General features: G+C 75.1%; 22 protein-coding genes and 1 tRNA gene. 11 read left to right on the top strand and 12 right to left on the bottom strand.

The features are described from left to right. Nucleotides 1-146 precede the first annotated feature (146 nt). Nucleotides 147-614, top strand: a complete 468-nt coding sequence (gene mscL / locus ACFC2L_RS15920) for a large conductance mechanosensitive channel protein MscL (RefSeq protein WP_375825269.1) — start codon at nt 147-149, stop codon at nt 612-614. 192 nt (nt 615-806) lie between these two features. On the opposite strand, the gene ACFC2L_RS15915 is transcribed toward mscL, so the two are convergent. Both ACFC2L_RS15915 and ACFC2L_RS15910 read right to left on the bottom strand, forming a co-directional pair. Continuing rightward, the gene (locus tag ACFC2L_RS15915; RefSeq protein WP_375825268.1) at nt 807-1,046 is read right to left on the bottom strand and encodes a hypothetical protein; all 240 of its coding nucleotides are present in this window, start codon (nt 1,044-1,046) and stop codon (nt 807-809) included. 327 nt (nt 1,047-1,373) lie between these two features. Next, nucleotides 1,374-5,387, bottom strand: a complete 4,014-nt coding sequence (locus ACFC2L_RS15910; protein WP_375825267.1) for a hypothetical protein — start codon at nt 5,385-5,387, stop codon at nt 1,374-1,376. 823 nt (nt 5,388-6,210) lie between these two features. On the opposite strand from ACFC2L_RS15910, the gene ACFC2L_RS15905 reads away from it, so the two are divergent. Then, nucleotides 6,211-7,275, top strand: coding sequence for a hypothetical protein (locus tag ACFC2L_RS15905; protein WP_375825266.1), 1,065 nt, complete (start codon nt 6,211-6,213; stop codon nt 7,273-7,275). Nucleotides 7,276-7,396: 121 nt separating this feature from the next. On the opposite strand, the gene ACFC2L_RS15900 is transcribed toward ACFC2L_RS15905, so the two are convergent. Together ACFC2L_RS15900 and ACFC2L_RS15895 are read right to left on the bottom strand one after the other, a co-directional pair. Next, nucleotides 7,397-7,540 (bottom strand): hypothetical protein, encoded by a 144-nt coding sequence (locus tag ACFC2L_RS15900; protein ID WP_375825265.1) that lies wholly within the window; start codon nt 7,538-7,540, stop codon nt 7,397-7,399. 59 nt (nt 7,541-7,599) lie between these two features. After that, nucleotides 7,600-7,672, bottom strand: a tRNA-Arg gene (locus tag ACFC2L_RS15895). A gap of 120 nt (nt 7,673-7,792) precedes the next feature. Here ACFC2L_RS15895 and ACFC2L_RS15890 point away from each other — a divergent pair. Continuing rightward, entirely contained in the window at nt 7,793-8,758 is a 966-nt protein-coding gene (locus ACFC2L_RS15890; RefSeq protein ID WP_375825264.1) for a nucleoside hydrolase, read from the top strand. A gap of 21 nt (nt 8,759-8,779) precedes the next feature. On the opposite strand, the gene ehuA is transcribed toward ACFC2L_RS15890, so the two are convergent. Genes ehuA through ACFC2L_RS15870 form a run of 4 tightly spaced genes read right to left on the bottom strand, consistent with a single transcriptional unit; the run spans nt 8,780 to nt 12,029 of the window. Next, the gene (gene ehuA, locus ACFC2L_RS15885) at nt 8,780-9,583 is read right to left on the bottom strand and encodes an ectoine/hydroxyectoine ABC transporter ATP-binding protein EhuA (protein ID WP_375825263.1); all 804 of its coding nucleotides are present in this window, start codon (nt 9,581-9,583) and stop codon (nt 8,780-8,782) included. A gap of 28 nt (nt 9,584-9,611) precedes the next feature. Then, complete coding sequence (ehuD, locus tag ACFC2L_RS15880; protein ID WP_375825262.1) at nt 9,612-10,253, bottom strand: ectoine/hydroxyectoine ABC transporter permease subunit EhuD; 642 nt, start codon at nt 10,251-10,253, stop codon at nt 9,612-9,614. Further along, on the bottom strand, nt 10,250-11,074 hold the full coding sequence (gene ehuC / locus ACFC2L_RS15875) for an ectoine/hydroxyectoine ABC transporter permease subunit EhuC (RefSeq protein WP_375825261.1): 825 nt from the start codon (nt 11,072-11,074) through the stop codon (nt 10,250-10,252). Before ehuC ends, ehuD begins: the two co-directional genes overlap by 4 nt. Before the next feature lie 4 nt (nt 11,075-11,078). Next, nucleotides 11,079-12,029 carry a transporter substrate-binding domain-containing protein gene (locus ACFC2L_RS15870; RefSeq protein ID WP_375825260.1) on the bottom strand — a complete coding sequence of 317 codons (951 nt, stop codon included), beginning with the start codon at nt 12,027-12,029 and terminating at the stop codon, nt 11,079-11,081. 251 nt (nt 12,030-12,280) lie between these two features. Here ACFC2L_RS15870 and ACFC2L_RS15865 point away from each other — a divergent pair, with 251 nt between their 5' ends. After that, nucleotides 12,281-13,048, top strand: coding sequence for a GntR family transcriptional regulator (locus ACFC2L_RS15865; protein WP_375825259.1), 768 nt, complete (start codon nt 12,281-12,283; stop codon nt 13,046-13,048). Between the two features lie 54 nt (nt 13,049-13,102). Here ACFC2L_RS15865 and ACFC2L_RS15860 read toward each other — a convergent pair whose 3' ends face one another. Both ACFC2L_RS15860 and ACFC2L_RS15855 read right to left on the bottom strand, forming a co-directional pair. Next, nucleotides 13,103-13,717: a dihydrofolate reductase gene (locus tag ACFC2L_RS15860; protein ID WP_375825258.1), complete on the bottom strand. Its 615-nt coding sequence runs from the start codon at nt 13,715-13,717 to the stop codon at nt 13,103-13,105. A gap of 5 nt (nt 13,718-13,722) precedes the next feature. Next, on the bottom strand, nt 13,723-14,562 hold the full coding sequence (locus tag ACFC2L_RS15855) for a thymidylate synthase (protein WP_375825285.1): 840 nt from the start codon (nt 14,560-14,562) through the stop codon (nt 13,723-13,725). A gap of 232 nt (nt 14,563-14,794) precedes the next feature. On the opposite strand from ACFC2L_RS15855, the gene ACFC2L_RS15850 reads away from it, so the two are divergent. Continuing rightward, nucleotides 14,795-16,252, top strand: coding sequence for an NAD(P)/FAD-dependent oxidoreductase (locus ACFC2L_RS15850; RefSeq protein WP_375825257.1), 1,458 nt, complete (start codon nt 14,795-14,797; stop codon nt 16,250-16,252). Between the two features lie 49 nt (nt 16,253-16,301). On the opposite strand, the gene ACFC2L_RS15845 is transcribed toward ACFC2L_RS15850, so the two are convergent. Further along, entirely contained in the window at nt 16,302-17,066 is a 765-nt protein-coding gene (locus ACFC2L_RS15845) for an SDR family oxidoreductase (protein WP_375825256.1), read from the bottom strand. 129 nt (nt 17,067-17,195) lie between these two features. On the opposite strand from ACFC2L_RS15845, the gene ACFC2L_RS15840 reads away from it, so the two are divergent. The 3 genes from ACFC2L_RS15840 to ACFC2L_RS15830 are packed head-to-tail and all read left to right on the top strand — an operon-like array spanning nt 17,196 to nt 19,183. Next, nucleotides 17,196-17,690 carry an OsmC family protein gene (locus tag ACFC2L_RS15840; protein ID WP_375825254.1) on the top strand — a complete coding sequence of 165 codons (495 nt, stop codon included), beginning with the start codon at nt 17,196-17,198 and terminating at the stop codon, nt 17,688-17,690. A 39-nt stretch (nt 17,691-17,729) separates the two neighbouring features. Further along, on the top strand, nt 17,730-18,671 hold the full coding sequence (locus tag ACFC2L_RS15835; RefSeq protein ID WP_375825284.1) for a hypothetical protein: 942 nt from the start codon (nt 17,730-17,732) through the stop codon (nt 18,669-18,671). Nucleotides 18,672-18,706: 35 nt separating this feature from the next. Continuing rightward, nucleotides 18,707-19,183, top strand: coding sequence for an SRPBCC family protein (locus tag ACFC2L_RS15830; RefSeq protein WP_375825253.1), 477 nt, complete (start codon nt 18,707-18,709; stop codon nt 19,181-19,183). An 87-nt stretch (nt 19,184-19,270) separates the two neighbouring features. On the opposite strand, the gene ACFC2L_RS15825 is transcribed toward ACFC2L_RS15830, so the two are convergent. Beyond that, nucleotides 19,271-20,149, bottom strand: a complete 879-nt coding sequence (locus ACFC2L_RS15825) for a PadR family transcriptional regulator (RefSeq protein ID WP_375825252.1) — start codon at nt 20,147-20,149, stop codon at nt 19,271-19,273. A gap of 305 nt (nt 20,150-20,454) precedes the next feature. Here ACFC2L_RS15825 and ddaH point away from each other — a divergent pair, with 305 nt between their 5' ends. The 3 genes from ddaH to ACFC2L_RS15810 are packed head-to-tail and all read left to right on the top strand — an operon-like array spanning nt 20,455 to nt 23,919. Next, nucleotides 20,455-21,369, top strand: coding sequence for a dimethylargininase (ddaH, locus tag ACFC2L_RS15820; protein WP_375825251.1), 915 nt, complete (start codon nt 20,455-20,457; stop codon nt 21,367-21,369). Next, nucleotides 21,366-22,625 (top strand): ornithine--oxo-acid transaminase, encoded by a 1,260-nt coding sequence (rocD, locus tag ACFC2L_RS15815; protein ID WP_375825250.1) that lies wholly within the window; start codon nt 21,366-21,368, stop codon nt 22,623-22,625. The genes ddaH and rocD overlap by 4 nt, the downstream gene beginning before the upstream one ends. 10 nt (nt 22,626-22,635) lie before the next feature. Further along, complete coding sequence (locus tag ACFC2L_RS15810) at nt 22,636-23,919, top strand: aminotransferase class I/II-fold pyridoxal phosphate-dependent enzyme (RefSeq protein ID WP_375825249.1); 1,284 nt, start codon at nt 22,636-22,638, stop codon at nt 23,917-23,919. The last annotated feature ends 119 nt before the right edge of the window (nt 23,920-24,038 follow it).

Below are 24,038 nucleotides of genomic sequence, written 5' to 3'. Positions count from 1 at the left end.
GGGCGCACCGACGGGTGAACCGGCCGCCGGTGCCCGACCCGCCGGGCGAGGCCGTTGCCGGGCGGCGCCCGCGTTGGGAGGATCGGGCGTGCACCTGTCGTGGCCCCGCCGCCACGCGGACCACCGACCTGAGAGGGAAGCAGCACATGAAGGGCGTGTTCCAGGGATTCAAGGAGTTCGTGCTCCGAGGCAACGCGATCGACCTGGCGGTCGGCGTCGTCATCGGCGCGGCGTTCTCCTCGGTCGTCGACGCGATCGTCACCTACCTGATCAACCCGATCATCGGCGCCATCTTCGGCAAGCCGGACATCTCAAACCTGTGGGACATCACGTTGCGACCCGCCCACGGCAACGTCGAGGCCTCGGTCCTCTCCGTCGGCGGCCTCCTCAACGCGATCCTGCAGTTCCTCATCATCGCGATCGCGCTCTACTTCGTCATCGTCCTCCCGATGAACAAGCTCGCCGAGCGTCGCAAGCAGGACGTCGAGCCCGAGCCCGAGGCACCGGCCGAGGACGTGCGCGTCCTCCAGGAGATCCGCGACCTCCTCGCCGCGCAGGCGGGCGACGGCCCGGGCGGTGCACCCGGCGGCCCGACGCCGCCGCGCGGCCTCTGAGCAGGAGCCGCCCCGCCGCCGCCTGCGATCACGCGTCGCGCGGCGGTCTCGGACGAACCCGGGGTTGCTCCTCACCTCACGCCGTGAGCGGGGAACGACCCCGGGTTCGGCACGTCAGCGAGCAGCGCGGCGCCGACGACCGCCGCCACGGACCGGCCGCGGGACTCGTCCGCGCGCGTCAGTGGCGCGCGGTCAGTGCCGCCCGTAGTGCGGCGGGACGTCCCGGAGCAGCCGGTCGTCGTTCTCGCCCCGCCCCCCACGTCCCGGCGCCGCCTCGTCGCCCCAGCCCTCGGACCGCTCGTCGGCGCTCACCCCGGACACGATCTCGCTCTCCGTCCCCCGTCGCACGGCCCGCCGCGGCCGCCGACGCCGCACCGCGCCGTCGGGCACGTCGTTCGGGCGGTCAGGACTCGGGTCGGACGTGGTGCTCACGCCTCCATCGTCGCACCGCCGAAGCGTCCGACGTCGAACCACCACCCATGCCGTCATGACGCGAGGTCAGCCGGCACGGGACCCCGCGCGACGTGATGACTCGTCGGCGACGAGCACGCGTCATCTCAGGCAGCAGCCCGCGGTGAGACGACATGGCGGGGTGGGAGGCGGCGTCGGGTCGTGGCGGGCCTGGCGGGAGCCGCGAGGGACGAGCGGCGGATGGTAGACCCGGCGCCGCCTCCCACCCCGCACCCAACCCGACCAGGCGGGCAGTCGCTCCCCCGACCCCGCGCCCACGGTGACGACCCCGAACGGGTCGGCCGAAAGTCAGAGGTCGTCGTCGCCGTGCTGCTCGTCGTCGTCGATCACGGGCACGACGACGATCCGGTCGCCCCCGCCGGTCTGCGCGACGCCTCCGGTCTCGGGCAGCCGCGCGTCGCGCACCGCCTGCACGACCCGACGGATGCGCTCGGCCTCCTTGGCGGGGTCGAGGAACGCGGCGGCGGACCACACCTGGGCGACGGTCCACCCGATGCGCTCGAGGCGTTCGGCCACCTGCCGGTCCCGCACGCGCACGCTGCGCTCGGCGACGTACGCGGCGTCGTCGGTGAGGACGGCGACGAGGAGCTCGCCGGGCAGGTCGGGATGCCCGACGACGAGCGGGATGCGGTCGCCGTCGCCGATGCCGTAGTCGGTCTCGACGACGAGGCCGGCCCGCCAGAGGCGCTCGGCGAGGTCGAGCACGAGGCGGTCGGGGCTGCCGCCGAGGTCGACGCCGTTGCCGAGGGTCACCTGGTCGGCGGCGCCGCTGCGCTGCTCGGCGAGGTCGAGGACCTCGGCGAGCAGCCGGGCGCCGGCGCCGCGGAGCCGCTCGGGGTCGAGGTCGCCCGCGGTGAAGCACGACACGACGTGCAGGCGGCGGCGGGTGGCGCCGACGGAGTCGAGCAGCATGGCCTCGGCACCGGGGGTGTTGAGGATGCCGAACCGGTGGAGCACGCGCCCGTGCGGGGTGCGGCCGAACCCGACGGACAGGACGATCGTGTCGCGCACGAGCCCGGCGACGCCGGACACGTCCGCGACGACCACCGGCTCCTCGCGCGCCCCGGAGAAGAATCCGGCGAGCGCGGGGTTCTGGCGCACCTCGACGAGGAGGGCGTCGCGGATGCGGTCGGCGTGCAGGGGCGTGACGGTGACGATCGCGAGCGACTCGTCGGGCCGCGTGAGCGCGTGCTCGATGGCGACCTCCACGACGCGGTCGACCTCGGCCTGGGTGCTCTCGACCGCGCCGGACGTCGGGTCGGGCATGCCGGCGCCGTCGACGACGTCGAGCTGGACCAGGACCTCGGCGCGGGGCAGGGGCGCAGGGCGCAGGACGCCGTCGTAGCCGTGCTCGGCGAGGAAGGTCGTGACGAAGGGGTCGCGTCGCGAGCCGTCGGCGAGCAGCTCGACCGTCGGGAGCAGCTCGGCGAGCTCGCGGACCGTCTCGGTCGAGGCGGCGCGCGGGTCGCCGACCGCGACGACCTGCCGCCCGCGCGCGAGCGCGGAGAGCACGAGCTCGACGGGCGCGTGCTCGATCGCGTCGAGGACCACGAGGTCGACGGTGCGCGTCGCAGGGACGAGGTGCGGCACGAGGGTCGGCGTCGCGACGAGCACGGGGCGCAGGCGCCGCAGCACGGCGGGGTGCTTCTCGGCCGTCTCCCGCAGGCTCACGAGGCGGCCCTCGAGCAGCTCGGTGAACAGTTCCTCGGCCTCGTCGCGGTGCTCGCGCATCGCGGTCCCGAGGTGCTCGCGGACCGCCGCGCGGACGGGTGCGGCCAGCGACGCGACGTGCGTGCGGTCGAGGTCGCGGAACCGGCGGGCGAGCGCGTCGAGGCCGGCGCCGTCCTGCCCGGCCAGGGCCTGGTCCTGCGCGAGCACCTGCTCGAACACGGAGCTCCACCACGCGAGCTCGAGCTCGGGGCCCACGAAGTCGGGCTCGACGCGGCGCACGGCGAGGTCGGCGAGGAGCTCGCCGAGACCGAGGTCGGTGAGCCTGCGCAGGATCGCGGTCCGCGCGGGGAGGGAGTCGAGGGACTCGGCGTCCTCGGCGAGCGCGTCGAGGCGCGCCGCGAGCGCGTCGAGCGGGGCGTCGAGGAGGTCCCGGCCCCCGGGGGTGCCGTCGAGCGCGGGCTCGAGCTCCTCCACGTCGATGCGCACGGCCTCGTGCGTGTCCTCGATCGCGGACAGCCCCTCGGGCAGCACGGGCCAGCCGCCGCGCGGGCACTGCTCCTGCCAGACCGCCCGCTGCGCCTGCACCTCGACGAGCGCGGCGTGCAGGTCGGGCACGCGGACGCCGGGGCGGACCATGTCGCGCGCCTGACGGTGCAGACGTCGGCGGGCGAACCAGCCCATCTCGATGCCGCGCTCCGCGCGCCACTGCTTCGTCGCTGTCGCCTCGACCATGTCCTGCGCGGTGCGCTCGAAGATGAGGGGCTGGAACACGTCGAGCGTGCCGCGCATGCCGCCGAGCATGGTGAGCTGGTCGCCCCACTGGCGAAGCGTCGTCGCGGGCGTCAGCCCGGTGCGCTGGGCGACCTGCTCGACCTGTGCGCGCAGCTGCGGGAGCGTGTGGGTGCGCAGGCGCTCGACGCGCACGAGCGCGTCGTGGGCCTCCTGGGGCGTGGTGAGGGCGGCGCCGTACCAGGGGGTCGAGGTCGCGCGCGCGGTGAAGGCGCCGAGCAGCGCCGCCTCGCGCAGCTCGGCCGCGATCCGCTCCCGCTGCGGCCCGACGCCGAGCACGACCTCGGTCGTGAGGCGCACCCGGGTGTCGGGGGCCGGTCGCTCGGCGGTGAGCCGGGCGAGCGCCTGGAGCGCGTCGTAGGCGGAGACGCCCCACGGCTCGCGCACGAGGTGCAGCGCCTCGATGTACCCGGCGAGCCGGGCGCGCGCGCCGAGCAGCGCGTCGCGCGTGCGCGCGAGGTCCTCGTCCTCGCCCGGCTCGGGCTCGGTCGCCATCGCGGACAGGAGGCGGTGCGACGCCGTCTCGCGCCACGTCGGCTCGGGGACGACGTCGAGCACGAGGCCGCCCAGGCCGAGCTCGTCGAGCCGCGCGAGGAGCGCGTCCGCGGCCCGGCGGTGACCCGGGACGTAGAGCACGTGGCGCCCGGACGCCGCGGCCTCGGCGACGACGGCCGCGAGCGTGCCCGCGACGTCGGACCCGGCCGGCGCGTCGACGAAGAGGTGCGACCCGCTCGCGAGCACGTCGACGACGTGGCGCTGGGACGGGTCGAGGTCGCCGGCACCGCGCTCGTGCACGGGGTCCGCGTCGCCGACGCGCGGCGCGGGCAGCTCGGCGCGCAGCGCGGTGGCGGAGCGCTCGTCCCCGGCCAGCGCGGCGACGACCTCGTGCCGTTCCAGGGCGGGCGCCAGCTCGTCGAGGTCGTCGACGAGTACCTGCCCCGGGTGCACGAACGTGCCGACGAGGACGCGGTGGGTCAGGTCGAAGTCGTCGAGGACGGCCTCGCCGAGCGCGGCGATACGGCGGGTCGCGTCACCGGGGTCGAAGCCCGCGCCGGTGAACGTGGAGCGTGCGAGCGTCACCGGGTCGAGGAGCGCGCCGTGCGCGCGCAGCGTCCGCGCGAGGAGCGGGTTGATCTCGGCCGTCGGCTCGAGGGTCAGCTCGTAGTCGGTCTCGCCGTCCCCGCGCGGGGTGACGGTCAGGGGGCGCAGGAGCACGGGGGCGCGCACGGTCCGGGACGTCGGCTCCTGCTCGGCCTCCTCGACCGCGCCCCGGGGCTGACGGCCGGCGTCGGGGACGTGCGCGCCGTCGGTCCCGTCGCGCTCGTCGGAGACCGTGGGACGGTCCTCGCCCGTGGCGCCACCGGGGCCGGGGCCGGCCTCGCCGGGGTCGACGACGTCGTCGTCCCCGCTCGGGACGACCGTCGCGGGGGCGCGCCCGGCGACCCGGGCGAGCGCGGCGACGTCGTCCTCGGCGAGCGGCGCCGAGAGGCTCTGGGTCCAGGTCGCCACGCCGATCGCCAGGTACGTGGGCGCGACGCCGTAGCGCTGGGCGTGCTCGGCGGCGCGGACCACGACGGCGCGCGCGCGGCGTCGCGCGGCGGGCAGCGACCCGCCCTCGCGGAACAGGTTGGAGAGCCGGGTCGGCCGCCCGGCGAAGAGCTGGGCGACGCCCGAGGGGTGGGCCGCCGTGAGGTCGACGACGGCGTCGCCGAGCAGCGAGACGTCGGCGAGCGACGACCCGCCGGCGAGCTCGACGAGCCCGGCGCGCCACCGCGCCACCGCCTCGTCGACGAGGTCGGCCGTCGTGGGCTCGGGGACGAGCACGGGGCGGGGCGGCGTCACGTCGGCTGCCTCGGCGGCGGGCTGGTCGGTCCCACCGGGAGCGGTAGCGGGCAGCCGAGCAGGATCGGCCACGCTCCGGGCGGCTGAGCTGGTGCGGGCTGCGGCATTCACCCTCCGACGCTAACCGTCCGCCTCGCGAGGCCCGGCGCGGCGCGCCGGAGGGTCGGCGACCCGGACCGTCGGGCGGTACCGGGCCGCGGCCGCCCGACGGCCGGACGTGCGCGAGGCTGCGACGAGGCAGGACGACGAACGGCCCCGGATCACGAGAATTCGTGTTCCGAGGCCGTCGTTCCGAACTATTCCGGGATGTTCTCCCGGAGAAGTGTGAAACAGCGCGCACCGCGCAGGGGGCAGGCGATGCGCGCTGTCGAGGACTATCTTGCACGGCGAGATGCCAGGCGTCAACACGGCCCACGCTCCTGGACGGGTGAATCACGCGCGCGGCCCGGAAGCGCCTGAGAACCACCTGGACGAGCGTCCACAACTCGCGCGGGATTCTGCGATTCCTGTGGCTCGCGCGGCCGCCTCCGCCCTGTGGCGGGGACCACACGGCGCTCGTCTCCCCGGGCCCGGCGACGGTCGGCGCGGACCTCGGCAGGATACGTCGCCGCCCCTCCCCGCCGCGGTGCCCCGACCGGCGGCGTCACAGGATCTCTCCCGTTCCTCTGAGCCCCCGGCACGACGCCCCTGAGCGAGGTCCACACGAGCGGCCTACCGTGGGAGGACGCCCGTGGCCCGACGCCGGTCCCTGGCGCGCGGCCGACGTCCACGGCCGGTGGCGGCGGGTGGTCCTGACCCGCCGACGACCGGAAACCCGCACCACGTGACGACGCCCCCAGCACCCCGCCCCGACAGCGACGACTCCCCCGCACAGCGCCCCGCGCCCCACGACGCCGGGCGCGAGGCAGGACGTGCCGCCGCGGAGACCGCGCCCGCGAAGGAGCGCGAGGCCCCCGCCCGGCTCTCCCTCACGCAGGTCCTCGCGAGCTCTCTCGCCGCCGTGAGCACCACGGTGCTGCTGTCGTACTTCGGGACCGCGGGCACGATCATCGGCGCCGGCATCGCGAGCGCGCTCACCGTCGTCGCGAACTACGTCTACACGCGCTCGATCCAGAAGACGCGCGAGCAGCTCGTGCCCGTCGTCGGCAAGGTCGTGCAGGTGACCACCGGTGGGAGCACCCCGCGCGAGCGCGCGACGACCACCACCGTCACGACCGCCGTCGCGAGCGTGCCGCGCGGGACGGTCGTCGTCGACGGCTCGGCGCCGGAGGCGGACTCGGCCACGGGGACGGCGGCGGACTCGGCCACGGGGGCGGAGGCCGCCCTCGCGCTGGGCGGCGACGCGACCGGGGGCGCCGACGGCGACCCGGTGGCCCCCGAGGGCACGGAGCCGGAGCCGCCGCAGAACGCCTGGCTGCGGCTCGTCGACCGCTACGGCCGCGGGCGCGTCCTGACCGTGTCGGCGCTCGCGCTGTTCGTCGTGGTGATGGGTGTCGTCCTCGTGGTCGAGCTCGCGATCGGCAAGCCGATCTCGGACGCCGTGCGAGGCGTGGAGGGCTCGGGGACGACGATCAGCCGCGAGCGCCCGACCGGGACCGACGCTCCCGCGACGCCCGCGCCGTCGGACCCGGCCGTGGACCCGTCGACCGTGCCGACCCAGGACCCGGCGCCGTCGACGACGCCGACGGACGAGCCGTCCACGACCCCGACCCCGGACCCCACCGAGAGCCCCACCGTGGAGCCCTCACCGGAGCCGACGACGCCGGACCCCGGTCCCTCGACCACGCCCGACCCCGGCACGGGAACGGGTGAGGGCGCCGAGGCCGAGACGGGCGGGAGCACGGGCACGGCGCCCACCCCCGCGCCCTCCACACCCGCGTCCGCCTGAGGACGGCCGAGGGCACGACGGCGGTGGGCGGATCCGAGTCCGTGCGCGTCCGCCCACCGCACGACCGCCCGCGCACCGACCACCTGGCCAGGGTCGCTCCCGTCGTCGGGCGCGGGCTCGGTCACCGTGCGGGCAGCGTGACGGGCGTCGTGGGCCGCGGGTCGAAGCAGGCGAGGAAGCGCCGCACGACGTCGGCGTCCGTGACCGTGGTCGCGCGGGCCAGCACGTCGTCCGCGGCCGCGATGTCGCTGCTGAGGCTGCGCACGGCGGGGTGCTCGGCATGGGATCGCCGGCCCAAAGATCGTGAGCCGCGGTGATGCTCGGTGCGCCTGGCCAGATTCGAACTGGCGACACCCGCTTTAGGAGAGCGGTGCTCTATCCCCTGAGCTACAGGCGCGCGGCCCCGGGGAACGGGCCGGGGGACAGCCTAGCCGTCGGCGACGGTCGGAGGCGAAGCGCACCTGCGACCGGCCGCGGCTGCCGGGCCGGACCGCGGCTGGCGGGCGAGGATGGGCCCATGCCCACCGGACGTGCCGACGCGCCACGCCGCGTCCTCCTCGACTGCGACCCCGGCCACGACGACGCGATCGCGATGCTGCTCGCGCACGGCAGCCCCGCCGTCGAGCTCGTGGCCGTGACGACGGTCGCGGGGAACCAGACGCTGGAGAAGGTCACGCGCAACGCGCTCGCCGTCGCCGAGCTCGCGGGGATCGACGTCCCGGTCGCGGCCGGGTGCGACCGGCCGCTCGTGCGGCCGCGGATCGTCGCACCGGACATCCACGGCGAGTCCGGGATGGACGGGCCGGTCCTGCCCGCCCCGCGGCGCGCCGTCGACCGCCGCCACGCGGTCGACCTCGTCGTGGAGACGGTCATGGGCGCGGAGCCCGGGGAGATCACGCTCGTGCCGACCGGGCCGCTGACGAACGTCGCGATGGCGGCGCGCCGGGAGCCGCGCATCGTGCCGCGCGTGCGGGAGGTCGTGATGATGGGCGGCGGCTACCACGGGGGCAACCGCACGCCGGTCGCGGAGTTCAACGTGCTCGCCGACCCGGAGGCGGCACACGTGGTGCTGCACGAGGCGTGGCCGGTGACGATGGTCGGGCTGGACCTGACCCACCAGGCCGTCGCGACGCCGGACGTGCGCGACCGGCTCTCCGCGCTCGGCACACCGGCCGCCCGGTTCGTCGGCGAGCTGCTCGACTTCTACGGGGCGACGTACCGCTCGGCGCAGGGCTTCCCCTACCCGCCGGTCCACGACCCGTGCGCGGTGGCGGCCGTGATCGACCCGGAGGTCATGACGACGCGCCGCGCCCCGCTGGACGTCGAGCTCCACGGCGCACTGACCACCGGCATGACGGTCGCGGACCTGCGCGGCGACGAGCCGGGCCCCGACGAGTGCCGCACCCAGGTCGCGGTCACGCTCGACCACGCCCGGTTCTGGGACCTCGTCGTGGACGCGCTCGCGCGCGTCGGGGACGTCTGACCTGCGAGTCAGACCTGCGAGTCAGCCGAGCACGGCCCGGAGGAACTCCTGCGTGCGCTCGTGCCGCGGCGCGGTGAACATCGTCTCGGGGTCGGCCTGCTCGACGATGTGCCCGTGGTCGAACATCAGCACGCGGTCGGAGACCTCGCGCGCGAACTGCATCTCGTGCGTGACGAGCAGCATGGTGATGTCCGTGGTCGCCGCGACGTCGCGCAGGACGCCGAGGACGTCGGCGACGATCTCCGGGTCGAGCGCCGACGTGACCTCGTCGAGCAGCAGGATCTCCGGGTCCATCGCGAGCGCACGGGCGATGGCCACGCGCTGCTGCTGCCCGCCCGAGAGCTGGTTGGTGCGGAAGTCGCGCTTGTCGGACAGCCCGACCTGCTCGAGGAGCTGCTCGGCACGGACCACCGCCTCGTCCTTGGACCGTCCGAGCACGTGGACCGGCGCCTCGACGACGTTCTCCAGCACGGACATGTTGGGGAACAGGTTGAACTGCTGGAACACCATGCCGACGCGGTTGCGCACGACCCGGCGCCGCTTCTCCGGGACCGCGACCCGGCGCTGCCCCCGGTACTCGTGCGTGTAGGGGTCGCCGTCGACGAGGATGAGCCCGCCGTCGGCCTCCTCGAGCGTCATGAGCAGACGCAGGATCGTCGTCTTGCCGGACCCGGAGGGTCCGATCAACGTCACGCGCTCGCCCTGCGGGACGGTGAAGTCGAGCCCGTCGAGCACGACGTTGTCGCCGAACCGCTTGACGACGTCGCGGAACTCGATAGCGGGCGCGACGCCTCGGTCCGCGGTGTCGGCCTGGTCGGTGGTCACGGTCGTCCTCCCGGTGGAGGTGGTCAGGTCAGGCAAGGCGGGTCTCCATGCGTCGGACGAGCAGCGACGTCGGGTAGCTCACGACCAGGAAGAGGATCCCGACCATGGTGAGCGGCTCGACGTACGAGAACGTGTTGGCGCCGAAGGTCTGGGCGGCGGTGAACATCTCCACGACGGAGATCGCGAAGAGGAACGGCGTCTCCTTGAACATCGAGATCGCGTAGTTCCCGAGCCCCGGCAGCGTGTTCTTGATCGCCTGCGGCAGGATCACGGCCCGCCACGTGCGCCCGCGCGGCAGGTTCAGCGCCGTCGCGGCCTCCCACTGCCCGCGCGGCACGGCGTCGATCCCGGCCCGGTAGACCTCGGACATGTAGGTCGCGTAGTGCACGCCGAGGACGACGCACCCCACCACGATGCCCGGCACGGCGGGCAGGAGGAGGTAGACGAACACGAGCTGCACGAGCAGCGGCGTCATGCGGACGAAGTCCACCACGAGGCGCAGCGGCGCCGTGGCCCAACGGCTCGGGGCCCGGCCGGCGAGCGCGATGAGCAGCCCCAGGACGGACGCGATGACCATCCCGACGACGGTCGCGAGCACGGTGACCCTGAGCCCCTCCAGCAGCTCGGGGAACACCTGGGCGGCGCGGTCCCAGCTCCAGATCTCGTTCATGCGTCCTCCCCTCGCACGCCGGCCGCCACGGGGCGCGCGGCGCGCTCGTGGGGCTCCCCCGCGAGCGGCGCGGTGCCCCGCTCCGTCGGCACGTCCCCGGGCCGCTGCGCCCTGGGCGGGCGCACCCGGAGCACCTCGCGCAGCGACGGGCGGGTCGGCACGACGCCGAGCCGCCGCTTGGCCCGCGCCTCGAGCCCGTTCATGCCCCAGGTGAGGAGGTAGGCGATCGCGAAGTACACGAGCAGGCCGACGGTGAAGCTGAAGACCGTGTCGCGCGTCGCCGTGCGGAGCTGGTCCGTCCAGAAGAAGACGTCGTGCAGGTAGATGTACGTCGCCAGCGCCGAGCCCTTGAGCAGCTGGATGAGCAGGTTCGCGAGCAGGGGGATCATGAGCGCCCACGCCTGCGGGAAGATCACCCGCCGCACGCGGTGGACCGGGCCCAGGTTGAGCGCGGTGCACGCCTCCCACTGGCCGCGGGGCACCGCGTTGATCGAGCCGCGGACGACCTCCGCGCCGTACGCCCCGTAGTTGAGGCCGAGCGCGAGGACGCCCACGGCCATCGACTCGAGCTTGACGCCGAACGCGGGGAGCACGAAGAAGAGCCAGAAGAACTGCACCACGAGCGACGTCCCGCGGAAGAACTCCACGACGACCCGGGACGGCGCGCGCAGCCACAGGGTGCGGGCGCGCGAGCCGAACCCGAGGAGCAGCGCGACGGCCATCGCGAGCAGGGCGCCGCCGACCGTCAGCTGCAGGGTGACCAGGACGGCGTCGCCCAGCCGCGGGAGGCGGTCGACGAGCGTCTGGATGTCGTCGGACATCGGCTCAGGAGCCCAGGCCGAGCTCCGGGCCGAGCTCGTCCGCGATCTTCTCGAGGTCGCCCTCGCACAGCATCTCGGCGGTCAGGCCCTCCACGGGGCGCTCCGCCTCGGTGAACCCGAACGGCCCGAGGACGTCCTCGTACCGCTGCGGGTCGGACACGATCTCGGCGAGCTGCTCGTTGTACGCGTCCAGCAGGTCGGTGTCGCCCGCGCGGAAGACCGTCGCGCCCGCGCCGATCTGGGGGACGCCGTCGATCACGGCGACGAACGACTCCGTGGCCTCGACCGGGGCGTCGGCGCTCTCCGCGAGCGCCCGCAACGAGATCCCGGTCAGCGCGAACGCGTCGGCACGGCCCGAGACGACGGCGTCCAGCCCGTCCTGGGGGCTGCCCACCTGGGTGGTGCGCACGTCGGTCTTCTCGGCGTAGCCGGCCTCGATCGCCCCGGACATCACGGCGAGGTTCACCCCCGCGTCGACGGCCGACTGCCAGTCGGTGAGGTTCTTCGGGTTGCCCTCGGGGACGAGGAACGCCGTGGTGTACATGATCTCGGGCTCGCTGAAGGCGGCCTGCTCGCACCGCTCGGGCAGGATCGACATCCCGGCGCTGATCGAGTCGAAGCGGTCCGCGTTGAGCCCGGGGATGAGGGCGTTCCACTCCGTGAGCGTGCCCTCGACCGTGTCGATGCCGAGCTCGCCGTAGACGGCCTCGTTCAGCGCTACGGCGGCGCCCGTGAGCTCCCCGGACGCGTCCTGGAAGCTGTACGGCTCCTCACCGGCGAAGCCGACGGTGATGGTCCCGGCGTCCTGGAGGTCGGCCAGGAGGCCGCCGTCGCCGGTCGCGCCGCCGGACCCGCCGTCGACGCTCGAGCAGGCGGCCGTCGCGGTGAGCAGGACGGCGGCACCCGCCCCGAGCAGCGCGCGGCGACGGTACGGGGTGGTTCGCGTGGAAGACATGGTTCCCTTCGTGCCCGTCGACGCGAGCGGTCGCGGACGGTCGTGGGGCTGAGCGGACGGTCGGCCACGCTAACGCTTTGTCCGACGTTAGACAATCCGACTGTCCTATGGTCCGATTGTCGACAATAACCGCACCGCCGTGCGGACGTCCGCGACAGGGGATGATGTGATACCGGATCGTGACCCAACGGTCTGGGCACGAAGGCCGGCACCGGCACCGCCACGACCACCACGACGCGGAAGGGGACTCGATGAGCCCGACCTCGCGCGCGCCGCACAGCGCCGCACCGTTCCTCTCGCCGGTGACGCGACCGTCGACGGTCGACCTCATCACGCGCGAGCTGCGCGACGCGATCTACTCCGGCGCGCTGCGTGTGGGAACGCCCATCCGCGAGGTCGAGATCGCCGGACAGCTCGGCGTCAGCCGCGGCCCGTTCCGCGAGGCCGCACAGCGGCTCGTGCAGGAGGGGCTCCTGACCGCGACCCCGGGGCGGGGCCTGCGCGTCGTGACGATCGGGCGCGACCGCATCCCGGCGCTGTACGCCGCGCGCACGAGCGTCGAGACCACGGCCGCCCGCCTCGCCGTCGCCCGAGCGACCGACCCGGAGGTCGCCTCGGTCCGCGCCGCGTACGACGCCCTCGTGTCGGCCGGCGCCTCGCAGGACCCGCGCCGGATCGGGGACGCCGACCTCACCCTGCACTGGACCCTGGTGGCCGCAGGCGGCAACCCGTGGTTGCTGCGCTGGATGACGACGCTCATCGTCGAGGTCCGGGTCGCGAGCTTCACGGTCAGCGACGAGTACGCCGTGCGCGCCGACTCCCCCGAGTCCCACGAGATCCTCGTCGACCGCCTCGAGGCGCGCGACGCCGACGGCCTGGTCGCCGCGATCACGACCAACCTCGAGGAGGCCGTCGCGCGGCTCACCGCCCCGCAGGAGGCGGCCGTCGAGACGATCGAGGAGCCGCACCCCGTGCCGCCGCCCCGGCTCGACCCGATCGAGCCGACCGGCCTGCTCTGACGCACCCGTGCCCCGTCCGTGCGGCACGGAGGGCTGACGACCCCGGGACCGAGGTCAGACGCGCGTGCAGGTCGTGAAGCGGTAGCGCAGGCCGGTGGACGACGTCGCCCACCCGCCCGCGTGCACGGCCCACCCGTCGGGGACGTCGGGAGCGTAGGTGTCGCCCGCGACGACGGCGTCGATCTCCGTGACGACGCACCGGTCCGCAAGCGCGATCGTCGCCGCGTAGAGCTGCGCGCCGCCCATGACCCACACCTCGCCCGACCCGGTGTCGCGCGCCGCCGCGCGGGCCGCCGCGAGCGCCTCCGCGACCGACCCGGCCACGCGCACGGGCGCGCCGGCCGGCTCGGCCGGGTGACCGCCGTCGGGCACCGCACCGCCGGACGCACCGGCGCGTGGCGAGGGCTCCCCGGGCGACCAGCCCCGCTGTCGCGTCACGACGACGTTCGTCCGCCCCGGCAGGGGCCGGAACCGGGGCGGGAGCGAGTCCCAGGTGCGGCGGCCCATGACGACGGGGTGGCCCGACGTGACGCGCCGGAAGTGCGCGAGGTCCTCGGGCAGGTGCCACGGCATGGTGCCGCCCGCGCCGATGACGTGCCGCCCGGCGGCGTCGCGCGCCTGCGCCCAGACCAGCCCGAGCGTCGGCCCGCCGAGCGTCTCCTCCCCCACCGCCGTCAGACCGCGATCGGGGCCTTGATCGTCGGGTGGTGCTGGTACCCGACGACCTCGATGTCCTCGTACTCGTACGCGTCGATCGAGTCGCGCGGCGCGAGGCGCAGGGTCGGGTAGGGGTACGGCTCGCGCGTGAGCTGCTCGCGCACCTGCTCGACGTGGTTGTCGTAGATGTGCACGTCGCCGCCGGTCCACACGAAGTCGCCGACCTCGAGACCGGTCTGCGCGGCGACCATGTGGACGAGCAGCGCGTACGACGCGATGTTGAACGGCACGCCGAGGAACAGGTCGGCCGAGCGCTGGTAGAGCTGGCACGACAGCTTCCCGTCGGCCACGTAGAACTGGAAGAACGCGTGGCACGGCGGCAGGGCCATGTCCTCGATCTCCGCGACGTTCCACGCGGAGACGATGTGGCGACGCGAGTCCGGGTTGGACCGGATCTGCTCGATCACCTGGGCGACCTGGTCCACGTGCCGGCCGTCCGGCGTCGGCCACGAGCGCCACTGGACGCCGTAGACCGGGCCGAGCTCGCCGTCGGCGTCGGCCCACTCGTCCCAGATGCTCACGCCACGCTCCTGCAGCCAGCGCACGTTCGAGTCGCCGCGCAGGAACCACAGGAGCTCGTACGCGATCGACCTGAGGTGGACGCGCTTGGTCGTGATGAGGGGGAAGCCCTGCGACAGGTCGAACCGGAGCTGCCGACCGAACACGCTGCGCGTGCCCGTCCCGGTGCGGTCGCCCTTGGGGGTCCCGTGGGCGAGGACGTCGCGCAGGAGGTCCTCGTACGGGGTCGGGACCGGCCCGGCGGGGCTGCCCGACGGCGCACGCTCGCCCTCGGTCACGACGGCAAAGATCGGGGAGGTCGAGTCGGGGGCCACGGTCGTCAGTGTGGGTCGTCGCCGCGGGGCGGGTCAACAACTGCCGTCGGCCTGTCCCGGCCTCGACCGCCCACGGCCGCGGGCGCTCGTCGACGAGGGTGACGCACGTCATGTCACGCAGCGCGCTCCCGGGCGGTCGTACGGGTAGGGCGTCGGACGGACGCTCGTGGGGCACAGGGGCAACCAGGAGGCAGTGATGGAACGCATCGTCATCGTCGGCGGGGGCTACGCCGGGTTCACGGCGGCCCGGGAGATCGAGAAGCGCCTGCGGCGCGAGCTGCGCCGCGGCGAGGTCGAGCTGGTCCTGGTCGACCCGCGCCCGTACATGACCTACCAGCCGTTCCTGCCCGAGGTCGTCGCGGGCTCTGTCGAGGCGCGGCACGCCGCGGTCGCGCACCGCAGCCACCTGCGCCGCACGCGCCTGCTCGACGGGACGGTCGAGCACGTGGACCACGCGCGCCGCGTGGTCGTCGTGCGGCCGCGCTCGGGCGAGGCGTACGAGCTCACGTACGACACGGTCGTCGTCACGGCCGGTGCCGTGACACGCGTGTTTCCCGTGCCGGGCGTCGCCGAGCACGCGATCGGGATGAAGCACGTCGAGGAGGCCGTCGCGATCCGCGACCGGCTGCTCACGTCGTTCGACCGGGCCGCGAGCCTGCCCGCCGGTCCGGAGCGCGAGCGGCTGCTCACGGTGACGTTCGTCGGCGGCGGGTTCTCCGGCGTGGAGGGGTTCGCCGAGCTCCTGTCGCTCGCGCACGACCTCACGCGCGTCTACCCCGAGATCGACCCGGCCGAGCTGCGGTTCCACCTCGTCGAGCGCAACGCGCGCATCCTGCCGGAGGTCACCGAGCGTCCGGGGCGGTGGGTCCTGCGAGAGCTGGAGCGCCGCGGCGCGCACGTGCACCTGGAGGCCGGGCTCGTTTCCGCCGAGGGCGGGGTCGTGACGCTCTCGACCGGCGAGTCGTTCGCCACGGGGCTGCTCGTGTGGACCGCGGGCAACGCAGCGAACCCCGTCGTCGCGACGCACACGGACCTGCCCGTGGACGCGCGCGGCTACCTCGTCACGCGGCCGGACCTGCGGATCGGGACGGTGGACGACACCGTGCCCGACGCCTGGGCCGCGGGCGACGGCGCCGCCGTCCCTGACCTCGCGGTCCCGCGGCCGGGCGCGCTCACGGTCCCGAACGCCCAGCACGCGGTGCGGCAGGGCAGGCGCCTCGCCCGCAACCTCGTCGCCGCACGCCGTGGCCGCGCCACGCGACCGTACGTGCACGGGAGTCTCGGCGTCGTCGCGACGCTCGGCCTCGGCTCGGGCGTGTTCGAGTACCGCCGTCTTGTCGTGCGCGGGCGCCTCGCGTGGCTCATGCACCGCGGGTACCACGTGCTCGCGATCCCGAGCTGGGAGCGCACGGCCCGCGTGCTCGCGGTCTGGGCCACGGCCGCTGCGTTCGGGCGCGACGTCGTCTCGCTCGCCTCGGTGCAGCGGCCGCGCGAGGCGTTCGTCGCCGGGGCGACGGCAGCGGTCGCCGCCGACGGCCGACCCGGCCCGCGGCTCGACGGATCGTCCGACAGTGCCGACGGCGACGCCCCCGCTGGGTCCACGCGGCCCCCGCGGCCCTCGCGACCCGCGCCGGAACCTCTCCGCGCGGCCTGAGACCGCCGTCCGGGTCCGTCGGCCCGCCCCGACCGACGGACCCGGGCGGCTACCCCTGCGCCTGGCGCGGGTTCGCGGCCCGGGCCGCGAACCGTGCGAAGGACGTCCCGCCGTGCAGCGCCTCGCCGTGCGGCACGAGCGAGCCCTGGACGAGCCGCGCCCCGAAGTACCGTGCCTCGGGATCGGTGACCACCTCGCGCCCGTCGCCCCGCGCGGCGAGGACGTCGCGCAGGAACGCGTCGAACCGCACGCGCTCCGGCCCGGCCAGGTCGACGACCTCCCGCAGTGGTTCCCCCGTCGCGACGTCCGCGAGCGCCGACGCCACGTCCGCCGTCGCGACGGGCTGGAACGCGACCGGCGGGACCCGCACGACGCCGTCGACCGTGAGGTGGTCCGCGATCGTGCCGACGAACTCGAAGAACTGCGTGGCCCGCACGACCGACCACGCGACGTCCGACGCGCGCACGAGGTCCTCCTGCGCGCGCTTCGCCCGGTAGAACCCGGCGTCCACGTGGTCGACGCCGACGATCGAGAGCACCAGGTGGTGTCGGACGCCGGCGCGCGCCCCGGCGTCGAGCAGCGTCCGGGTGCCGGTGGTGAAGAACGCCAGGACCTCCGCGTCGACGTACGTCGACGGCCGCGTGACGTCCACGACGACGTCCGCGCCCGTGAGGGCCGCGTCCACCCCGGCGCCGGTCTGCAGGTCGGCGCCCGTGCTCCGGGCGAGCGGGACGGCGTCGTGCCCGCCCGCGCGCAGCATCGCGACGAGCTGCGCGCCCACGCGTCCGGTCCCTCCTGCGACGACGACCCTCATGCCCCGATCCTCCCCGCCCGGAGCACCGGCGGCACGGCGGGAATCACGTGGCCGCCGTCCGCGTTCTCGCGGGCGACCGACCGGTGGGCGACGAGCGCACCGGCACCGCACGAGTGCGAGGATCGACGCATGACGACCGAGCCAGCCACCACGCCGCCGCAGCCGGGCACCGACGAGATCGCCCCGTCGTCGCCGTCGCCCACGGACGCCCTGTGGGTCGAGCGCACCGGCGTGCGCACGTACACCGGTTACTCCGCGCGCGGCGCGCAGGTGCTCATCGGGCCCGCGAGCGCGGGCGCGGTGTTCACGCCGGGAGAGCTGCTGAAGATCGCGCTGGCCGCGTGCGCGGGCATGAGCTCGGACCGCACGTTCGCGCGCCGCCTCGGCGACGACTACGCGGTGACGATCCACGCGGAGGGCGTCAAGGACCTGCCCGAGGACCGCTACCCCGAGATCACGGAGCGGTTCGAGATCGACCTGTCCTCGCTCGACGACGAGGCGCGCGAGCGCCTGCTCACGGTCGCCGAGCGGGCGATCGAGAAGACCTGCACAGTGGGACGGACGATCAAGGCCGGCGCGACCGTGCACACGGTGTTCCAGCAGCCGGGCGGCAGCGTCGAGTGACGACCGGGCCGTGAGGCCCGACCGACGACGGGAGGCGTGATGGCGCACGAGCAGCCGTCCGGTACGCCGGACTACGGGACGTGGGACCCCCCGGGGACCCCCACGTCGGACGCCGTCGCGCGGCGGGGCCGGCGCGCCGTCCGGGCGCCGCAGGACGCGACCGGCGACGCGACGGACTGGGCCGCCTACCGCCCCACGCCGCTGCTCGACGCGGCGCTCGACAATGCCGTGACGATCCCCTCCCACGTGATCCGCGCGCACGTGGACGGCGTGCGCCGCCGGAACCCGGAGGCGAGCCCCGCGCAGATCGTGCGGATCCTCGAGCGCGAGTACCTGCTCGTCATCCAGGCCGCCGGCGGCGCCGTGGGCGCGGCCGCGGCCATCCCGTCGGTGGGCACCGGCGTGGGGATCGCGCTGACGTCGAGCGACATCGCGACGTTCTTCGCGTCGTCGGCCGCGTTCGCGCTCGCCGTGGCGGACGTGCACGGGATCGCCGTGGACGACGTCGCGCGCCGCCGCGCCCTGCTCCTCGCCACCGTGCTCGGCGAGAAGGGTGCGCGCGACGTCGAGCGCGCGACCCAGGGGTCGGGCCTCGCGTGGGGCAAGGTCCTGCTCACGAGCATGCCCGCCGGGACGCTCGTCAAGGTGAACAAGGCGCTCGGCAACCGTTTCCTGCGCACGCAGCTCGCCAAGCAGTCCGGCCTCGCGATCGGACGCCTCGTCCCGTTCGGCGTCGGGGCGGTCGTCGGCGTCGCCGGGGCGCGCGCGCTCGGGCACGGCGTGATCGGCCAGTCCCGGCGCGCGTTCGGGCCGCCGCCGTCGGTGTTCGGGCGGCTCCTGGAGGTCGTCGAGTCTCCGGTCGAGGACGCACCGCCGCGGCTCGTCCCGGTGCCCGACGGCGCGGCGAGCCCGCGGCGGCGCCGTCGCCTCCTGCCCGGGCGCGGGCGGCGGGACCACTCCCCCGCGCGCGACGCGGAGTGACGGGCGGCGACGAGGCGCCCCGCCGGGGTCGACCCGTGCGGCGGGTCGCCGTGGCGCGCGAGCTCGACGTCGACGCGTCCGTCGCGTTCGCGTGGGTCGCCGACCCGCGCACGCACCCGCGCTGGATCCCGCTCACCGTGATGGCGACCCCCGCGGCCCGCGGCCCGGAGGTCGGCGACCGCTTCACGATGGTGAGCGGTCCGCGCGTCGGGCGCACGGGGCGAGGCTTCACCGACCGCATGGTGGTCGAGTCGCTCGACCGCCCGTCCGTCGCGGCCGGCCGGACCGGGAGCACGCGGGTGCACAAGCTCGGTCCTGTCCTGCTCGGCGACGCGGGGTTCGACGTCGTCCCGCTGGGCCGCGGTCGCTGCCGCGTCGTGTGGTGGGAAGAGGCGTACCTCGCCGGCCTGCTCCCGCGCGCCGTCACCGCACCGCTGGTCGGCCTCGCGCTGCGCTGGATGATGCGGACGTCGCTGCGCCGCCTCGAGACCCGGCTGTCCGCCCACCGCTGAGCCCCTGGACACGCCGAACCCGGGGTTGCGGGCCACCAACCTGCGCTGGTGCCCCACGACCCCGGGTTCGGCGGGGGCCGGGCGAGGTCAGGCCGGCGGGGCGTCCTCGACCTGCGCGTCCGACGATGCGGGGGCACCCGTCGTGTCCGGCGCGGGGGTCGTCGCGGCGGGGCCGGCGAGGATCAGGTAGAGCTCGCGGCGCGTGCGCTCGAGGAGCTCCGCCGCGGCCTGCGCCTGCTCGTCGGTGCCCGTGCGGGCGACCTGGTGGACCGCCGCGGCGACCGCCTCGACGCCCGCGCGCAGCTCGCGCCGCGAGCGGCCGCCGCGACCGGCGGCGTCGGCGAACGGGTCGCCCAGCTCGGCGGCGTGCTCCGCGACGTACGCGGTGCCCGCCTCGGTGAGCGTCGCGAGGCGGCGCCCGCCGTCGGCCGAGAGCTCGACGAGCCCCTCGTCCTGGAGCAGGTTCAGCGCCGGGTACACCGCGCCGGGGCTCGGGCGCCACTGGCCCTCGCTCCGCTCGGCGATCTCCTGGATGACCTGGTAGCCGTGCATGGGCTGCTCGGCGAGGAGCAGCAGGACGGCGGCGCGGACGTCACCGCGGCCGGCGCGCCCGGGGCCGCGACCGCGGCCCCCGTGACGACGCCCGCCGTGGCCCGGACCGAAGCCGGGGCCAACGGGGCCGCCCGGCCCGAAGCCGGGCCCGAACCCGCGGTCGCCGGAGCCGGGGCCGAAGCCGCGTCCGCCGTCAACCGGGCCGCCGAACCCGCGGCCACCGCCGCGGCGCGCGCCGCCCCGACCACGGCCGGAGGGGCCGTCGCCGCGGAACCAGGCCGCGTCGTCGGGCACGGGCGGGAAGCCGTCACGACGACGGCGGCCGGGCCGCGGCCCGGGACGCCCGCCGAACGGCTGGGACATGTTCTGGACGTTCTCCGGGGTGCTGCCCCGGTGCTGGTGTGCGTAGCTCATGGGATGTGTCTCCTGGGTGTTCGTGGGGCTCCGGGTGTTCCGCGGAGCGGTGGCGGGCCGTGCCGGCCTCGCGATGGTCGCGAGTCGTCTCGACTCTCAGCGACACGCTAACGATATATCGATAGAATATCGCTGTCAACAGCCGGGCGTGACGTGCGCCGTCCCAGGACGCGCGCACGTCACGGACGTACGCTGGCATCCAGCAACCAACCGGCAGCCCACCAGCACCATCGGACGCCACCCCCGTCCGACCACCACCCGGGCCGCACCACCCCGGCAGGCCCGGCTCCCGCGAGGAGGCGGCGATGCGCCCAGGCCAGCCCCGGCACTACCTCATGTGCCGGCCCACGTACTTCACCGTGAGCTACGAGATCAACCCGTGGATGGACCGGCGCACCCCGGTCGACACCCCGCTCGCGGTCGCCCAGTGGGAGCGCCTGCGCGACACCTACCGGGACCTCGGCCACACCGTGGAGACGATCGATCCCGTCCCGGGTCTGCCGGACATGGTCTACGCCGCGAACGGCGCGACCGTCGTCGACGGCCTCGTCTACTCCGCGCGCTTCACGCACCCCGAGCGCGGCCCCGAGGGCCCCGCCTACCTCAAGTGGTTCGCCGACCACGGGTACGTCACCCACCTCGCCGAGCACGTCAACGAGGGCGAGGGCGACCTGCTCGTCGCGGGCGACGTCGTGCTCGCCGGCACCGGCTTCCGCACCGACCGCGCCGCACACGCCGAGGCCGCGGCGCTGTGGGGGCGCGAGGTCGTGACGCTCGAGCTCGTCGACCCGCGCTTCTACCACCTCGACACCGCGCTCACCGTGCTGCGCGGAGGCTCCGGCACGACCCCGGGCGCCACGCGGCCCGACGACGACGCGCACCCCGGCCTCACCGGCCCCCCGCCCGTCGACGTCGCCTACTACCCGCCCGCGTTCTCGCCCGCCGCGCAGGAGGTCCTGCGCGAGCGCTACCCCGACGCGCTCCTCGCGACCGAGGAGGACGCCGTCGTGCTCGGCCTCAACGCGGTGAGCGACGGCGTGCACGTCGTGCACGCCCCGCGCGCCGAGCGGTTCGCCGCCGCGCTGCGCGAGCGCGGCTACGAGACGGTCGCCGTCGACACGTCCGAGCTGCTGCGCGGAGGCGGTGGCGCCAAGTGCTGCACGCTCGAGATCCGTGAGCCGGCCCCCGTGTCGCGGCCCACCACCGGGAGCGCGTCGTGACCGCGCAGGACGTCCGCCCGGTCGCCGGGGCGGCGGACGACGGCCCACGCGACGCGCTCGCGCACAACTACCACCCGCTGCCCGTGACCGTCGCGACCGCCGAGGGGTCGTGGGTCACCGACGTCGACGGGCGCCGCTACCTCGACTTCCTCGCGGGCTACTCCGCCCTCAACTTCGGGCACCGGCACCCCACGCTCGTCGCCGCCGCGACCCATCAGCTCGGGCGCGTCACGCTCACGTCGCGCGCGTTCGACCACGACCTCCTGCAGCCGTTCGCCACCGCGCTCGCCGCGCTCGTCGGACCGCTCACCACCGGCGGGACGGACTCCCTGGTGCTCCCGATGAACACCGGCGCCGAGGCCGTCGAGACCGCGGTCAAGACCGCGCGCAAGTGGGGGTACGACGTCAAGGGCGTGCGCCCCGGAGAGGCGACGATCGTCGTCGGCTCCGGGAACTTCCACGGCCGCACGACGACGATCGTGTCCTTCTCCGACGACGAGGACGCGTGCCGCGGGTTCGACCCGTACACGCCCGGCTTCCGCCTCGTGCCGTACGGCGACGCCGACGCCGCCGCTGCCGCGATCGACGAGACCACCGTCGCGGTGCTGCTCGAACCGGTCCAGGGCGAGTCAGGAGTGATCGTGCCGCCCGCCGACTACTGGCCGCGGCTGCGCGCGCTCACCGCCGAGCGCGACGTGCTTCTCGTCGCCGACGAGATCCAGTCCGGGCTCGGCCGCGCCGGCACGACGCTCGCGGTCGAGACGTGGGGCGTGCGCCCCGACCTCGTGACGCTCGGCAAGGCGCTCGGCGGCGGGATCCTGCCCGTGTCCGCGGTGGTGGGCCGTCGAGACGTGCTGGAGGTGCTCACCCCGGGCACGCACGGCAGCACGTTCGGCGGCAACCCGCTCGCGTGCGCGGTGGCGCTCGCGGTCCTCGAGCTCCTCGCGACCGGCGAGCCGCAGCGCCGCGCGCGCGAGCTCGGCGCCCGGTTCCACGCGCGGCTCGCCGGGTTCGTGGAGGCCGGCCTGCTCGACGACGTCCGCGGCCTCGGGCTGTGGGCGGGGCTCGACCTCGACCCCGCGCGCGGGACCGGTCGCGACCTGTGCGAGGCGCTGCTCGCGCGCGGCGTCCTCGCCAAGGACACGCACGGCTCGACCATCCGCCTCGCTCCCCCGCTGACCATCTCCGCCGACGACCTCGAGACCGGGCTGTCCGCCCTGGAGGACGCTCTCACGGGTCTTGCGCGGGGTCGGTAGAGTCCGGAGGGTGACCACGCCCGAGCACCCCGCACCCGGTACCACCACCCTCGCGTCGTCCCTGGACGACCTGCGTCGCGCGTACGCCGACCTGCAGGCCCTGGGGCTGAAGCTGGACCTCACGCGCGGCAAGCCCTCGGCCGAGCAGCTCGACCTCTCCGAGGCCCTGCTCGCGCTCCCGGGCGAGGGCGTGCACACCGACGCCGACGGCACCGACGTCCGTAACTACGGCGGCCTCGACGGGCTCCGGCGGCTCCGGGAGATCTTCGCCGAGCTGCTCGGCGTCCCGGTCGAGCAGCTCCTCGCGGGCGGCAACGCGAGCCTCACCCTCATGTACGACACGCTCGCGTACGCCACCCTGTTCGGCGTCCCCGGCTCCGAGCGCCCGTGGGGCCGCGAGGAGAAGGTCCGCTGGATCTGCCCCGTGCCCGGCTACGACCGTCACTTCTCGGTGTGCGAGGCCCTCGGCATCGAGATGGTCACCGTGCCCATGACCGCCGACGGCCCGGACGCCGCCGCCGTCGCCGAGCTCGTCGCGAACGACCCCACCATCAAGGGCATGTGGGTCGTGCCGACCTACGCGAACCCCGACGGGTCGGTCGTCACCGAGGAGGTCGCGCGCGCGCTCGTGTCCGTGCCCGCCGCCGCCCCGGACTTCCGCATCCTGTGGGACAACGCGTACGCGCTCCACCACCTCACCGACGACGAGGTCCGCAGCGCCGACGCGCTCTCGCTCGCCGCCGAGGCCGGGCACCCCGACCGTGTGATCCTCTACGCCTCGACGTCGAAGATCACGTTCGCCGGTGCGGGCGTCGCGTTCCTCGCGTCGTCGCCCACGAACGTCGCGTGGTACAAGAAGCACCTGTCCGCCCAGTCCATCGGCCCGGACAAGGTCAACCAGCTCCGCCACGCGCTGTTCTTCGGCGACGCCGACGGCGTGCGCACGCACATGCGCAAGCACCGCGACATCATCGCGCCCAAGTTCGACGTCGTGACGAGCATCCTCGCCGAGCGTCTCGGCGGCACCGGCGTCGCGTCGTGGACCGAGCCCAAGGGCGGCTACTTCGTCAGCCTCGAGGTCGTCCCCGGCACCGCGTCGCGCGTCGTCGAGCTCGCGAAGGCCGCCGGCATCGCCCTCACGCCCGCCGGCGCCCCGTTCCCGTACGGCAAGGACCCCGAGGACAAGGTCCTGCGCCTCGCCCCGACCCTCCCCCCGATCGAGGAGGTCCGCGTCGCCATGGACGGCGTCGCGACGTGCGTCCTCCTCGCCGCGGCGGAGCAGGCCGCGAGGTAGAAGGCTCCACCCCGCGAGATAGAGCCTCCGGTCGCGAGGTAGAGCCCCCCCGGTGATTACCCGCGCCCGGGGGGGCTTCGTCGCGCCACCCCACGACGCGCCCCGGCGGGTGGGATACC

It is taken from the genome of Cellulosimicrobium sp. NPDC055967, assembly GCF_042269845.1.
GTDB lineage: Bacteria > Actinomycetota > Actinomycetes > Actinomycetales > Cellulomonadaceae > Cellulosimicrobium.
The sequence above is the reverse complement of the archived record's forward strand: the minus strand, read 5'-3'. Positions and strand labels throughout refer to the sequence as shown.